This window comes from Imhoffiella purpurea (assembly GCF_000585215.1).
GTDB classification, from domain to species: Bacteria; Pseudomonadota; Gammaproteobacteria; order Chromatiales; family Chromatiaceae; genus Imhoffiella; species Imhoffiella purpurea.
In genome coordinates this window covers 16234-29988 of the sequence record NZ_AONC01000011.1, presented here as the reverse complement: position 1 = coordinate 29988, position 13755 = coordinate 16234, and the positions used below count along the sequence as shown (strand labels likewise).

General features: G+C 65.2%; 12 protein-coding genes. All 12 read right to left on the bottom strand.

What is annotated here, in order from left to right:
• Positions 1-2: 2 nt before the first annotated feature.
• The 12 genes from D779_RS03955 to D779_RS03900 all read right to left on the bottom strand — a co-directional run bounded on the left by D779_RS03955 (position 3) and on the right by D779_RS03900 (position 13697).
• Positions 3-353 (bottom strand): hypothetical protein, encoded by a 351-nt coding sequence (locus tag D779_RS03955; protein ID WP_043749768.1) that lies wholly within the window; start codon positions 351-353, stop codon positions 3-5.
• An 87-nt stretch (positions 354-440) separates the two neighbouring features.
• Positions 441-2303, bottom strand: coding sequence for an adenylyl-sulfate reductase subunit alpha (gene aprA, locus D779_RS03950; protein ID WP_043749765.1), 1863 nt, complete (start codon positions 2301-2303; stop codon positions 441-443).
• Positions 2303-2785 (bottom strand): adenylyl-sulfate reductase subunit beta, encoded by a 483-nt coding sequence (aprB, locus tag D779_RS03945; RefSeq protein WP_043749762.1) that lies wholly within the window; start codon positions 2783-2785, stop codon positions 2303-2305. The genes aprA and aprB overlap by 1 nt, the downstream gene beginning before the upstream one ends.
• A gap of 39 nt (positions 2786-2824) precedes the next feature.
• Positions 2825-3652, bottom strand: a complete 828-nt coding sequence (locus D779_RS03940) for a hypothetical protein (RefSeq protein ID WP_043749758.1) — start codon at positions 3650-3652, stop codon at positions 2825-2827.
• A 666-nt stretch (positions 3653-4318) separates the two neighbouring features.
• Positions 4319-4843 carry a ferritin gene (locus D779_RS03935; RefSeq protein ID WP_043749754.1) on the bottom strand — a complete coding sequence of 175 codons (525 nt, stop codon included), beginning with the start codon at positions 4841-4843 and terminating at the stop codon, positions 4319-4321.
• A gap of 119 nt (positions 4844-4962) precedes the next feature.
• On the bottom strand, positions 4963-5478 hold the full coding sequence (locus D779_RS03930; RefSeq protein ID WP_043749751.1) for a GNAT family N-acetyltransferase: 516 nt from the start codon (positions 5476-5478) through the stop codon (positions 4963-4965).
• A 23-nt stretch (positions 5479-5501) separates the two neighbouring features.
• Positions 5502-5897: a hypothetical protein gene (locus D779_RS03925; RefSeq protein WP_043749748.1), complete on the bottom strand. Its 396-nt coding sequence runs from the start codon at positions 5895-5897 to the stop codon at positions 5502-5504.
• A 121-nt stretch (positions 5898-6018) separates the two neighbouring features.
• Positions 6019-7014: an NAD(P)H-binding protein gene (locus D779_RS03920; protein WP_043749745.1), complete on the bottom strand. Its 996-nt coding sequence runs from the start codon at positions 7012-7014 to the stop codon at positions 6019-6021.
• Positions 7015-7135: 121 nt separating this feature from the next.
• Complete coding sequence (locus D779_RS03915; RefSeq protein WP_043749742.1) at positions 7136-8719, bottom strand: GTPase family protein; 1584 nt, start codon at positions 8717-8719, stop codon at positions 7136-7138.
• Positions 8716-9873, bottom strand: coding sequence for a GTPase family protein (locus tag D779_RS03910; RefSeq protein WP_043749740.1), 1158 nt, complete (start codon positions 9871-9873; stop codon positions 8716-8718). Before D779_RS03910 ends, D779_RS03915 begins: the two co-directional genes overlap by 4 nt.
• A 46-nt stretch (positions 9874-9919) precedes the next feature.
• Positions 9920-10849 carry an Rpn family recombination-promoting nuclease/putative transposase gene (locus D779_RS03905; RefSeq protein ID WP_052347800.1) on the bottom strand — a complete coding sequence of 310 codons (930 nt, stop codon included), beginning with the start codon at positions 10847-10849 and terminating at the stop codon, positions 9920-9922.
• Between the two features lie 22 nt (positions 10850-10871).
• Positions 10872-13697, bottom strand: coding sequence for a cation-transporting P-type ATPase (locus tag D779_RS03900; protein WP_043749884.1), 2826 nt, complete (start codon positions 13695-13697; stop codon positions 10872-10874).
• Positions 13698-13755 lie beyond the last annotated feature (58 nt).

The following is a 13755-nucleotide window of genomic DNA, read 5'->3' as shown; positions in this document are numbered from 1 at the left end:
GATCAGAAAATCGAGGCGGCGAAGATCTTCACTTCACCGTTTTCGTAACCCAGGACCATGCGTCCCAGCCACTCCCCTTCCCGCACCTTGCTGCGCACCCGGTAGAGCACCGTGACGTGCTGACCGCGGCGGATGATCCCCAGATAGTCCCTCTCCTCGACCAGATTGCGCGACAGCTCGCTGTGCGCGAACTGCTTGCCCATCTCGACCTCGTTCAGGCCGAGCATCAGGTCGTAGGAGAACTTCTTGATGAACTTGCCGTATTTCCCCTCGTTGGAATACTTGACGAGGTCGTCCCACATGGGATGGGCGATCTCGAGGATCTCTTCGTCGGTCTTATCGATGATATTCATGTCGCATTGCCATCCTACTGAACCAGCCGTCCATAAACGGCAAGGCCCTTGGATGGACCAAGGGCCTTGCCTGCGGAGGGCCGAGTCCTACGCCTCTACGAGGTGATACAGGGGCGCCTTCTCCATGGTGTATTCGCCGGTCTCGGGATCACGACGCGAGACGGTCAGCACGTGCCAGTTCTCGTCGTCCACCTTCATCTTGTCGCCGCGATAGTAGTAGCCCGGCCAGCGGGTCTCCTCGCGGAACAGGGTGTGCTGCATGACGGCCTCGGAGGCGAGGTGACGATGCTTCAGCTCCCAGGCGCGCAGCAGCTCGTGGATGTTCTCCGCGGCGATCTTCTCGAGATCCTCTTCCAGGATCTTCATCTTCTTCAGACCGATGTTGAGCAGCTTGTCGTTGGTCATGTAGCTGACCGTGACGCCGCCGGCGTACTCGTCCATCAGCTTCTGCAGACGGTCCAGACCCTGACGCGGGTTGATGTAGTTCGGGTTGACCGAACCGGCCGTGATCTCGTTGCGATAGACCCGGTAGTGCTCCATCGGCTTGTAGATCTCTTCCTTGCGGCGCTCGATCTGGGCGTCGGAGACGCGGATGCCCTCGGCCTTGCCGTCGTCGATGTACTGGCAGGCGGCCTTGGCCGCGAGCCGTCCCTCGGTGAAGGAGCCGGAGGAGAAGGCGTGCGGGGTGCCGCCGACGGCGTCACCGGCGCCGAACAGACCCTCGACCGTGGTCATGCGGTTGTAGCCCCAGAAATACTCGGGCGGCGAGACGTCCTCGGGACCCGAACACCAGGCGCCGCAGCCGGTCGCGTGCGAACCCATGACATAGGGCTCGGAGGTGGTCAGCTCCGGATTCTCGTTCTTCGGATCCACGTCGGTGGCGGCCCAGAGCACGGCCTGTCCGACGGTCATGCCGAGGAAGTTGTGCCAGCCGATCTCCTCGAGATGCGGATCCTGGAAGGCCTCCATGGTGACCATGTGGATCGGACCGCGGCCGGCATTGACCTCGTTGATCAGGGCATGGTTGCGCAGACAGGTCGGGATCGGCCGATGGGTCCGGTGCGATGCCTCCGGATCCAGATATTCCTTGCCGACCATCTCCTGGAGCTGAGGCCACCACTTGGACTCGTACTCCTCGCCGTTGCAGTTCTGGGTGTAGGTCTTGAGGTGCAGGAAGTAGGCGCCGACCGGACCGTAGCCGTCCTTGAAGCGGGCCAGCACGATGCGGTTCTCCATCTGGGTCATCTTGGCGCCGGCGCCGATCAGCAGACCGTAGGCCGAACCCGAGGACCAGGGTGCGTACCAGACGCGGCCCGCGCCCTCGCCGACCGAACGCGGCTTGTAGATGTTGGAGGCGCCGCCCGCGGCGACGATGACCGCCTTGGACTTGAAGACGTGATAGTTGCCCGTGCGCACGTTGAAGCCGACGGCACCGGCGACGCGGTTCGGCTTGCTCTCGTCCATCAGCAGATGGGTCACGCAGATGCGGTTGAAGACCTTGTCGGCCGACTTCTTGGCCGCCTCGGCGACGATCGGCTTGTAGGACTCGCCGTGGATCATGATCTGCCAGCGCCCTTCGCGCTGATAGGTCCCGGTCTTGGGGTTGCGCATCAGCGGCAGGCCCCATTCCTCGAACTGGTGCACGGCCGAGTCGACGTGACGGGCCATGTCGAAGAGCAGGTCCTCGCGCACCATGCCCATGAGGTCGATACGCGCATAACGGACATGGTCTTCCGGATTGTTCTCGCCGAAACGGGTGCCCATATAGCAGTTGATGGCGTAGAGACCCTGGGCCACGGCGCCGGAGCGGTCGATGTTGGCCTTCTCGGCGATGACGATCTTCTTGTCCTTGCCCCAGTATCTGGCCTCGAAGGCGGCACCCGTGCCGCCCAGACCGGCCCCGGCGACGAGGATGTCGATGCCGTCTTCGATGATTGTCTTGTAAGCCATCAGTAGTACACCCCTTCTTTCATCTTCAGACCATTGGACTCGAGCGTATGCAGACCGCCGTCATCGAGACGGATGTACTTGGGCTCGTTGAACAACAGCTGGCTGTCGCGCATCTCCTTGCTGGGCGCGGCCGCGTCGGCGAGTTTCGGGATGCAGGTGCCCCAGGGTTTGGTGGTGATGGGCGCCAGCAGGTTCATGTCCTTCTCGCCGTTGCGGAAGATGATCCGCCAGGCGATGACGCCCTTCTCCTCGTCGCGCTTCACGCGCACCGAGTGGCCCAGGGGGGCGAAGTCGGCATAGCCGCGCACGTCGATCGCGTTGTGCGGACAGGCCTTGACGCAGGAGTAGCACTCCCAGCACATATTGGGCTCGATGTTGTAGGCGCGGCGGACGGTCGTATCGATGTGCATGATGTCCGAGGGGCAGATATCCACGCACTGGCCACAACCATCGCAGCGAGTCATATAGACGAAAGTTGGCATCTTCTAGTCCTCTTCGTGATTCGATTCGGCGAATCAGGATCAGTAATGGCTGGGAGCGTCGCGCTTGATACCAAGCCCCATGTAGGGCGGGGTCTCGCCCATGTACTCCGGGATGTCGGGATAGCGCTGCTTGACGCTGGGATCGGTCAGCGCGGGCATGTCGGGCAGCTTGTCCCGCGAGCCGTCGGCCTTGGCGACCTTCTTCTGGAAGGCGGCGGCGGGCTTGTAGAACATGTGCGCGAACTTGGACCAGAAGACGGTGCTGAACAGGGTGGTGGCCGCGCCGATGAAGACGACCAGGGCGATGGTCGAGTTGAACAGGGACCACACCAGAGCGAAGGTCACCGTCAGCAGCAGCGAGACGATGAAGAGGTCGGAGAGATGCACGTCGTACCACTCGTGGCCCTCGGAGCGCACGTCGACGCGGATCTTGAACCAGAACCAGTAGCCGCCGATGCAGACCATCAGGGCACCCAGGTGCCACAGCAGGGCAAGGAAGGCCGAGCCCTCGCCTTCCGCGAGCGGCAGGGCGAAGATCTGGAGCGCGGTGGTCACCACGAAGATGACGAAGCCGTAGCTGATGAGCAGATGGGACTTGCGTCGGTCGGGATTCTCGAACTCGCCCGAGGCCAGGACCTCGTTGGCGATGGTGCCGAGGGCGATGCCGATCTTCTGCCCGCCGCTGACCTCGCGCGTCGCGAGCTTCTTGAGCGACTGTCCTTTTTCGAAGAAATATTTCGCGCTCTTCTTGTGCAGGATGTCGAGCAGGGTGCCGCCGATGACCAGGAGGACCATCAACACGACGTAACCCTGCATGACGGCAGGTGGGATAAGAGCCGAAAGTTCGGCGAAGGGATTGGCAATCATGAGAGCTGGCCTCCGTTATGGATTACCGCACGGCCTGGAGTTAAGACCCCGGAGGGGAATTCCCGTCCGGGCCACATATGACCCGACAGTATCGAGGCGTTTCCGCCTGCGGATTCGGGAGATGTGCTAGGTCTCGGGGGATACTCGGCTGTAGAGAAAAAACTTCTTGGATTTTTAGTGCATTATCGAGTGCTCACATAGGGCACCGGGGGAATACTAGATACCTTGGATGGTTGAACACAACTCCAGTATGGCCCAACCAGATGACCTCGGTCATCAATCTGACAACATATGCGGTCATAAAGCCCAATTATCGCGACAGAAGCCGAGCAGAAGCTGTCTGCTGAAACTGCGTCGATAGACTCGATTCGTGTGCGATATCGATATGCCGATGCCCGATCGACACTGAAGAGGAGCGAAGCGAAGACGCTAAGCGCGGAGCGACGGAAACCCGGCTCAGGATCGATTGACTTCAGATAGCGGCGTCAACAACATGACTGGAACGGAACAGTATGGATGCACGCCGTCCATGGCATTGCGGATGGACTCAGTCACCCTTGGCCTTGCGCCTCGGGCATTTCTTGCAGGCCTTCTGCTCGCGGTATTTCTTGCAGCACTTCTCGGATTTCTTGCTCATCTCGGACCTCGCATGCCGGTCCTCGCGGCTCATGCGGCCGCCGTATCCGCCGTCTGCCCGATCTTCCTGGCGAGGGCCGCCAGTTCGTTGTCGATCAACAGCAGCGACTGCCCCTGGTCGCCGAACAGACGCATTCGGCCGAGGATGTCGTTGACGGTCGCCTCCTCCTCGATCTGCTCGGTGACGAACCATTGGAGGAAGATGTTGGTCGCATGGTCCTTTTCCGAAAGCGCGTGATCGACCAGATCGTTGATGCAGGCCGTGACGCTGCGCTCGTGCTTCAGGGTGCGCTCGAACATCTCGATCACGCTCGGCTCCACCGCCTCGGGGGCGGCCACCTCGCTCAGCTCGACCGCGGCGTCCTGATCGATGAGATAGCGGTACATCTTCATGGCGTGCGTCATCTCCTCGCCCTGCTTGGCGAAGAACCAGGCCGCGACGCCCTTGAGGTTCATGGTCTCCGCCTGCGCCGAGAGGGACAGGTAGAAATTGGCGGAATACATCTCGCGGTTGATCTGGGCGTTGATGCGGCTGGCCATCTCTTCTGAAATCATCGATTCGTACTCCTGGAGGTCTGGTCTTCGGTAGGACGCTTTCATCGAGATGATGCCACATGCGCCAACGGGCAAGGGGGGACACAGTCTTGAGCCCTCGGCAGCACACTGGAACCGACTCAAAGCAAGGGCCGAAGATCCAGGACCATCCGGCGAGGAAACCCATCGCCAAGCGGCACACAACCGAAATGTGTATAGAAGGATGCCGCTTCGGCGTCGACGGCATCGGTGACGAACAGACGGAAGGCGACGGGGCCGCTCCGGGCGAGCTGGAGCGTGAGACCCAATGCCTCCTCGAACAGGTATCGACCCAGTCCCTGACCGCGGATGCGGGTGTCGACCGCGAGCCGTGCCAGGAGGATTCCAGGAATCGGGAAACGCGGCAGCCGTTCCAAGGCCGGAAGCGGCGCCAGCGAGTCGCGCTCGACGCTGACGGTGGCGAGGCTGAAATAGCCGGCCAACCGTGGGGCACCGGACCCGCTGTCGATCGCCACATAGGTCCGTGCCAAGAGATCCTTCTCGGCATGCCGCAAGGCGTAACGCTGCAGATAGTCGGCCAGAGCGGGGTGAGTATTCCGAAAGTCGGCGAGCAGCGGACGATGGGAGCGGTCCAGCGGCGCGATCTTCAGCGACATGCGTCAGCGGACGGCGGCGGACGTCAGTCCGCCCCCGGCCAACTCAGCGATGGGGGACGACGCGGTGACTGCGCCAGATTCGCGAGTGCGGTGCGCAAGGCCGGAGACGGATCGAAACCTTTGTCGAGAATGCTCGCCAGACGCTCGACCTCAGCATCGTTCAGGGCAAACCGCTCAACTGACCGGCCCGCAGCACGGCTCAGGCGTTCCAGTGCGGGATGCAGCAGCCGCTCGACCGCTTCGCCGCGGCGCGCCTCGATCACCCGCCCCTCCTCCGCCTGGCGTGCGGCCCAGCCTGCGATCGCGGCCATCTCGCGCAAGAGATCCGCCTTCTGATTCGGTCCGAGGCCGAATCGCTCGCGCAGCAGATCGAGCTCGGCCTCGAGCACCGCATTGGTCAGGGCCTGAAAGCGTGCCATCGGTTATCCCCCCATATTTGAGTAAAAGATTACTCAATCGAACCGAAACAGACAAGCCAACCGACGAAAAGGTCAGGCAACGCAATCCTTTGCGGCTGGGCACACCGAGACCCAATAGGGATCAGAACACCGCATGCTCGCCGCGCTCGGCGGTCTCGGAGCCCTCGACGAGCTGGCGGTAGTAGTCGAACAGTGTGTCCCGGCCGGTCTCTGGGGTCGCGTCCGCATCGTAGCGGCCGGTCTCGGGATCGAGGACCAGCATCGACTCGGTCGCGTAGTAATGGCCGATACGGGCCAGCTCGGCCTTGGCGGCCAAGGGCGGAACGATTTTCCCCAGCGCTCCCAGGACCGTCGCGATGCCGCTGATGAACCCGACCGGCACCTGCTTGAACTTCGGCTCGCGTCCGAGTAGCTCGAAGAGGAATTGGCCCTGCTCGAGCGGGGTGATGGCCGGTCCCGGTCCGCCGATCGGAAGGATCCGGTTCTGCAGCGAGGGATCCTCCAGACAGTCCGCAAGATAGGCCGCCAGATCGGCGTCGCTGATCGGCTTGCAGGCGGTCAGGGTGCCGTCGCCGAACAGCAGATAGGGCTTGCCCTGCTGGACCCGGGCCACCTGCCCCGCCAGCGATTTGAAGAAGGCGGTCGGACGTACGATCGAGTAGGTCAGCCCCGACTCCATGAGCGCCTTCTCGAAGGCGAGCTTGGCCTGCTGGAAGGCCAGCCGGGGCCGCTGCACGCAGATCGCCGACAGGAGCACCATCTGGGTCGCGCCCGCGGCCTTCGCCTGTTCGAGCAGAACCATGTGCACCCCATGGTCGATCGCCCAGGCGTCGCGCGGCTCGCCGGTCCGCGACGCGAGACAGGACACCACCGCGTCGAAGCGTTCGTGGCGGAATCCGTGCTCGGCCAGAGAGGCGGGATCGGACACGTCGGCGAGGCGCACCTCGGCCCCCTGCAGGAAGTCCAGCGGCCGCTCCTGTTTCGAGGCTCGGGGCCGAACGATGCAGACGACCTCGTGACCTCGGGCTACCAGTGCGGCAACGGTGGCACGACCGATGGTGCCGGTCCCCCCGACCATGAGGATGCGGCGGGTTCGCTGGGTATCGCTAGCATTCATCGGAGAGGGCCCTTCCTTCGTATTCGAGATTCATATCGCAAGTCTGCACATCGACGGGTCGTTGGCGAGCGGGCAAGGATATCAAAGCATCAGGCCCTGGGACCGTGAATCGCGGGCGCCGTCATCCCTTGTCCCCTCTGCCGGACAGCTTGTCGCCGATCCGGCTCGCGGTCTTTCCGAGCGTGCGGTCGACCCAGCGGCGGCCGAATCGGCGCGACCGGTCGAGGACCCCCGGGATGCTGCCGGTCGTGTCCTGGATCCTCCGGAGCCAGCCGTCCCGCGCCATCCCGCGCTCCAGCTGCTTCTGCCGCGCCTGCGGCAGGGCCTCTCGAATCGCCCGATGGAGATCCTCCCTATTCCACAGGGTCAGATCGGGCGGGATGGCGATGAGGGCGCACTGGGACTCGGGGATGCCGAGCTGCTCGCAGGCCGTCCGGCGCGCCTCGCGCATCTCGCGCTCCTTGGGCCGTTCGCCCTCCACGACATAGTAGGGCGGCTCCCATTCCAGCGGGGGATCCAGCTTGTCGGCGTGGGTCAGCACCAGGATGCGCGGCACCGGACGGAGGTCGGGTCTGCGTTCCGTGAGTGCGTCGAGCGCCCTGAGCGCACGCTGATCGGCGGCACGGTCGGCGCGATTGGCGGCGGCGACCCAGAGCACCAGATCGCTCTTGGCCGCCTGGGCGAGCCAGGGCTCCTTTTCGCCGCCCTGAACGCAGGGACAGTCGACGAGGACGAGATCGCCGGCCTGCTCGGATCGCAGCGCATAGGCGCGGCAGCCCTGGGCGGGGGGCGTCAGCAGCCCCACCGGCTCGCGGGCCCTGTCGAGCAGCGCGTTGACCAGGGCCGACTTACCGACATTGCGCCGTCCGGCGAGCAGCAGGGTCAAGGGTTCCTCCGGCCCGTCCGCGACCGTCTCGGGCGCCGTCGGCAGGCGTTCCTCGGCACGTCGCCGGTAGCCGCCGGAATAGAGCCGGATCGCCGTATCCCCCGTCTGCTCGATCAGGATCACGCCCAGCTGCACCTTGGCGGAATCGCCGACGCCCTTGAGCGCCTGCTCGGTCAGGCGTCCGCGCAGCACCGAGACGAAGGCGCTTCCCGGGCTGACCCAGCGCAGCACGGAATAGAGACCCGCCAGCTTGCCGAGCGGGTCGACCACGCCGACGAGCGTCACGATCCAGGACAGCTCGACGTGCCGGAGCACGGGGAAGTCGACCAGAAGCGTCCCGCGCACCCGTTGGGTCAGATCCTCGCTCATCAGCAGCAGCTCCGGCAGCGTAAAGCGCCAGAGCGCGACGGCATCCTTCGGGGAATAGGCATCGGCGACGTCCCGGACGGCGCCGATGACGAGATCGGACAGGGCCTGCAGATCTCGCAGATCCTCCGCATCGAGTGACTCGGCGCGCTTCCGCAGGGCCTCGCGCGCACCCCGTTCGGCCGTTGAGGCGCCCGGAATGCCGTCTCTCAGCGTTCGGATTGGCGAAGCGGGCCGCAACAGCAGCCGTCTCAACACCAGGAGTGCCAGGAGGGCCAGCACCAGGGTTCCCGCCCACCAGTACCAGGCCCATCCCTGCTGAACCAGGTACCAGATGCCGACCGCCAGGCCGGCCGCCCAGGGGATGAGGATCAGCAGCGCGGCCAGCGACAGCAGCCAGAGCGCGCGCCTGTGATGCCGGCGCAGAGAGTCCCAGATGGAGGGCTCCGTCATGATCCTCGATGCCTCATGGCGCTCTCGGTTTCCGGCGGTTTGTAGGTATCTCGCGCCGCCCTCAGGGCCGCGCGATAGCGGGCGCGCAGTGCCTCGCGCTCGGGGGCCTGTCCCGCGGCCTTCTCGCCGAAGTAGTAGAGCGCGGCCTCGCCGATGGCCCAGGAGATGGCGAAGGACCAGGATGCGACCAGGGCGGTGCCCCACCCAAGCCCCAGCTTGAGCACCTGCTGGGCCATCCAGCTGCCACCGAAGCCGGCCATGAACCCGGTGCCGAGTGCCCCGGCCAGCTCCCGCCACAAGGCCGTGAAGTCGCCGGCACAGCCGAGTCGACGGGCGATCCGGACCACCATCGCCGACTGTAGACTGGCCGCGCCCAGACCACCGAGAAGCGGCACGGGCACCGCGTTCGCGGCCGCCGCCGCCATGGCGTAGGGCAGGATCACCCGGGCGCGGATGCTCTCCTCGGAGGCGCGATTCAGACGCAACCGCTCGGCCACCTCCGGCAACGCCCGTTCGAGCAGATCCCACAAGCGGTCGGCGCCGTAATCCGCCGGCAGGACGCCTTGTTCGGGCCGGGTGAAGTCCAGCGGCACGAAGCGTGGCGGCTCCCCCTTGATACCGGTGAAGAGTCGGCGCTGTGCCAGGATGGAGCGACCGAGCTCGACCGGAACCCCTGCTCGATTCCGATCGTCGTCGGTTCCGTCGAAGGGATAGGGATCGGGATGTCGGTCCCCCGATCCATAGAGATGATGCAGACAGGTCTGGGCGACGATGAGCGGCAACCGCGGATGCTGCCGACGGATCTGGCGGACCAGGTCCAGGATCTCGCCGATGTCCAGGTCCTCGATCCGCACCACCACGAGGAACAGATGCGCCTGCTCGCGCGCACGATCCAGGTCCTGGGATGCATCCTCGTCCGCGTGGTCCGCCAGCCCACGGGTGTCCAGCACGCGAAGCACCGGCCGATCGGGCGGGAAGGCATAGAGACGGCTCTCCCGCGTCATCGGCCGATAGCCCCGGCCGACCGCGTCATGCCCCTGACCCGTGATCTCGGCCAGGATGCTGGTCTTGCCGGATTGGGTCTTGCCCAAGAGCCAGAGAACCGGCGCATCGGCATCGACCCAGCGGCGGGCCTGCTCCAGGGCATCGTCCATCGGCGACTCCGTGCTTTCAGCGAAATCTCGGACGTAGGGGCGGAGATTAATGCAGTGCCTCGACCTGCTCCAGAGTCAGACCGGTCGCCTGCGCAATCTGTCCATCGCTGAGCCCGCCCAGCGCGATGAGATTGCGGGCGGTATTCCGGGCCGCTTCCAATCTCCCCTCCTCTCGTCCCTTCTCCCGTCCTTCCTCCCGTCCTTCCTCCCGTCCTTCCTCTCTGCCCTCTTCACGCGCCTCCTTCAGCAAGGACACCTCGTCGCGCAGCGCCCGCTCGCGCACGAACGCCATCCGGCGTGCCTCCTCGTCCGCACTCAGCCGATGTACCCGATTCAGCGCCTCGCGAATCGGTGCATGCTCGATCTCAGTCATGATCTGTTCCTCCCGCCAATGCTCGAAGAAGCTCACCCAGTCACCCAATGGTCCCGCCCCCTGTCTCAGACGATCCGCCTTCTTCAGCTCGATCAGGGTCAGCTGAAGCTGGTTTCCCAAGGTCACTTGCGGCTGATGCGCGTCGCGCATCTCGAACCGCCACAGGGCTTGAGCGCATTGCTCGGGCGTCTCCGTAAAAAGGTCGAAATCCAGGAGATGGATCCCGACCGCCGCCCGCAACCGATCGTAATCCTCGCCGGCGTCCAGTTGAGTCGCCAGCATCCGCGCCAGATAGTAGAGCGCCCGCTGATGCCAGGCTCCGTAACGGCGCACCTGGATCTCGATATTGTAGGCATGTCCCTCGGCATCGCGCGCGAGGACGTCGAGCACGATGTACTTGCCGCGCAGCTCCTCGGCGTTGATGCCTGGATTGAGGATCTCCACCGACCGAATCTCGGGCAAGTCGGGACGCAGATCATTGATCAGCGATACCAGCAAGGCGGGATCCTCGCCGAAGACGCGCTTGAAGACGTAGTCGTTTTTGGGATCGAGCAGCTCGCCCTGCCAATCGCTCGGGTCGTCGAATTCCGCGTTCACAGTCATTTTTGCTCCAGGGAAAAGAGATTCACCCCGCAAGCCGTCTGCGGCGCGTCAGCCATTTCTCAAGCTCGACGATGAAGAGCACCGAGGAGGTCACCAAAACGATGCGCACCCAGACCACCCAGTCGATCGCGGCAACGCCGAACAGGGCCTGCATCGGCTCGAGATAGGTGAAGGCGAGCTGGAACAGGACCAGCAGCCCGATCGCGAGCAGCACGTAGGGGTTGCCTGTGAGTCCGGCGCGATTGAGCACGGGCGCGTTGATGTAGCGCGCGTTGAGCAGATAGAAGATCTCGAAGAAGACCAGTGTGTTGACGGCGACCGCCCGCGCCTGCTCGATGCTCGCATCCCGCTCCAGCTCCCAGAGGAAGAGGCCGAAGGTCCCGGCCATGAGGATGACCGAGACATAGCCGATGCGCCACAGGAAGGCCGGGGTCAGCACCGGCTCTCGCGCGTTGCGCGGCGGGCGGCCCATGACGCCCGGCTCGGGCGGCTCGAAGGCGAGCGCCAATGCCAGGGTGACGGCCGTGATCATGTTGACCCAGAGGATCTGGACCGGGGTCAGGGGGAACTGATGGAAGCCGAAGAGGATGGCCCCCAGCACCACCAGCGCCTCGCCGCCATTGGTCGGCAGGATGAAGAGGATGGCCTTCTTGAGGTTGTCGTAGACCGTGCGCCCCTCCTCGACCGCGCTGGCGATGGAGGCGAAATTGTCGTCGGCGAGCACCATCTCGGCCGCCTCCTTGGCCGCCTCGGTGCCGTTGATCCCCATGGCGACGCCCACGTCGGCCCGCTTGAGCGCCGGGGCGTCGTTGACGCCGTCCCCGGTCATGGCGACGATCCGATCCGATTCCTGCAGCCGCTGCACCAGGCGCAGCTTGTGCTCCGGGGTGACCCGGGCGTAGACGTCGACCTCCTCGGCGCGCCGGCGCAGCGCGTCCTCGTCCATGGCGTCGAGATCCCGTCCGGTGAGCACGACGTTCGAATTGGCGAGCCCCACCTGACCCGCGATCGCCATGGCCGTGGAGGCATGGTCGCCCGTGATCATCTTCACCCGGATGCCGGCACGGGCGCAGACCTCGACGGCGGCGATCGCCTCCTCGCGCGGCGGATCCATGAGACCGATCAGGGCCAGCATGACGAGATCCCGCCCCAGATCGTCGAACACCAAGTCGGTGGCATGCCGCTCCGCCGGCCGGGCCGCGACCGCCAGCACCCGCTGGCCCTGCGCGGCCAGCCCCTCCATTCGTTCGAGCCAGAAGGCGCGGTCGATGTCGGCCGTTCCTCCCGCAACCCGCTGTCTGGAGCACATCTCCAGCAGCGCCTCGGGCGCGCCCTTGACGAAGATGAAGGACTCGCCGACATGGTCGTGATGCAGGGTCGCCATGAACTTGTGCTCGGACTCGAAGGGGATGAGGTCCGTGCGCGGCAACTCGCTGGCGAGCATCTCGGGATCCAGACCGCCCTTGATGCCCGCCACCAGCAGGGCGCCCTCCATGGGATCGCCCTGGACGCGCCACTCGCCCTCGGCCGGGGTCAGTGCGGCGTCGTTACACAGGAGCGCGGCGCGCAGGGCCTCGGTCAGGACGGGATCCTGTTGAGTTGCATAGGGTTCGCCGTCGAGCAGGATGGCGCCGTGCGGATCGTAGCCGGTGCCGCTGAGGGTGAATGCGCGTTCGGCGGTCAGCAGACGGCTCACCGTCATCTCGTTGCGGGTCAGGGTACCCGTCTTGTCCGAGCAGATGACGCCCACGGTGCCCAGGGTCTCGACCGCCGGCAGCCGGCGGATGATGGCGTTGCGTCCGGCCATGCGGCGCACGCCGATCGCCAGCGTGATGGTCATGATGGCCGGCAATCCCTCGGGGATGGCCGCCACCGCCAGCCCGACCGCGGCCAGGAACATCTCGGCGGCCGTATAGTCGCGGACCAGAACGCCGAAGCAGAAGGTGAGGGTCGCGAGCGCCAGGATGGCGGCGGTGAGCCAGCGGCCGAACTGGGCCATCTGGCGCAGCAGAGGCGTCGTCAGCTGCTCCACCCCCGACACCAGGGCGCTGATGCGCCCGATCTCGGTCTCCGCACCGGTCGCGACCACGATACCGGTCCCCTGCCCGTGCGTGACCAGGGTGCCAGAGTAGGCCATGCAGCGACGGTCGGCGAGCGGCGTCTCGAGCGGCAGCGCACCCACGACCTTGTCGACCGGCACGGATTCTCCGGTCAGGGCCGCCTCCTCGATCTGCAGGCCCTTGGCGCGCAGCAGCCGCAGGTCGGCCGGGATCTTGTCGCCGGACTGCAGCTGCACCAGGTCGCCCGGCACCAGATCGGCCGCGTCCAGGGTCGTCAGACGTCCGTCGCGCCAGGCCATGGCGTGGGGCGAGAGCATCTGGCGAATGGCGCGCAGTGCGTCCTCGGCCTTGCCCTCCTGGACGAAGCCGATGGCCGCGTTGATCAGCACCACGCCCAGGATGACGCCGGCGTCCAGCCAGTGCTGAAGGAGTCCCGTGACCACACCGGCGGCGAGCAGCACATAGATGAGGACGTTATGGAACTGGGCCAGGAAGCGCATCAGCGGGCCGCGCGTCTCGGGCTCGGGGAGCCGGTTGGGGCCGTGGCGCTCAAGACGCGCGAGTGCCTCCGAGGTCTCGAGTCCCGTCTCGGTCACCTCGAGCTCGGTCAGCGTCTGGGCGGCGTCGAGCTGGTGCCAGGAACGGCTCTCGGCGGGGGGCTGCGTCCGTGCGACCGCCCGTCTGTTTATTGCGTTCCGTCTGAAGCGCCAGCCGACCAGGAAGGCGACGGACACCAAGGCGAGTATGGCGAGCGTCCAGTAGATGAAGGTCGGGTTCGAGGCGAGCATGCGCATCTCCTGATTGCGTCCAGCGGGCGTGTTGGAGGATAACGCCCGTCACGGTGGA

What these genes read in the sequence shown, in the direction of transcription:
- D779_RS03930 (WP_043749751.1), bottom strand. Translation starts at nt 5,478, where the DNA reads ATGTCGCTGAAGATCGCGCCGCTGGACCGCTCCCATCGTCCGCTGCTC.
- D779_RS03915 (WP_043749742.1), bottom strand. Translation starts at nt 8,719, where the DNA reads ATGACGGAGCCCTCCATCTGGGACTCTCTGCGCCGGCATCACAGGCGC.
- D779_RS03940 (WP_043749758.1), bottom strand. Translation starts at nt 3,652, where the DNA reads ATGATTGCCAATCCCTTCGCCGAACTTTCGGCTCTTATCCCACCTGCC.
- D779_RS03905 (WP_052347800.1), bottom strand. Translation starts at nt 10,849, where the DNA reads ATGACTGTGAACGCGGAATTCGACGACCCGAGCGATTGGCAGGGCGAG.
- D779_RS03910 (WP_043749740.1), bottom strand. Translation starts at nt 9,873, where the DNA reads ATGGACGATGCCCTGGAGCAGGCCCGCCGCTGGGTCGATGCCGATGCG.
- D779_RS03920 (WP_043749745.1), bottom strand. Translation starts at nt 7,014, where the DNA reads ATGAATGCTAGCGATACCCAGCGAACCCGCCGCATCCTCATGGTCGGG.
- D779_RS03925 (WP_043749748.1), bottom strand. Translation starts at nt 5,897, where the DNA reads ATGGCACGCTTTCAGGCCCTGACCAATGCGGTGCTCGAGGCCGAGCTC.
- D779_RS03935 (WP_043749754.1), bottom strand. Translation starts at nt 4,843, where the DNA reads ATGATTTCAGAAGAGATGGCCAGCCGCATCAACGCCCAGATCAACCGC.
- D779_RS03955 (WP_043749768.1), bottom strand. Translation starts at nt 353, where the DNA reads ATGAATATCATCGATAAGACCGACGAAGAGATCCTCGAGATCGCCCAT.
- D779_RS03900 (WP_043749884.1), bottom strand. Translation starts at nt 13,697, where the DNA reads ATGCTCGCCTCGAACCCGACCTTCATCTACTGGACGCTCGCCATACTC.
- aprA (WP_043749765.1), bottom strand. Translation starts at nt 2,303, where the DNA reads ATGGCTTACAAGACAATCATCGAAGACGGCATCGACATCCTCGTCGCC.
- aprB (WP_043749762.1), bottom strand. Translation starts at nt 2,785, where the DNA reads ATGCCAACTTTCGTCTATATGACTCGCTGCGATGGTTGTGGCCAGTGC.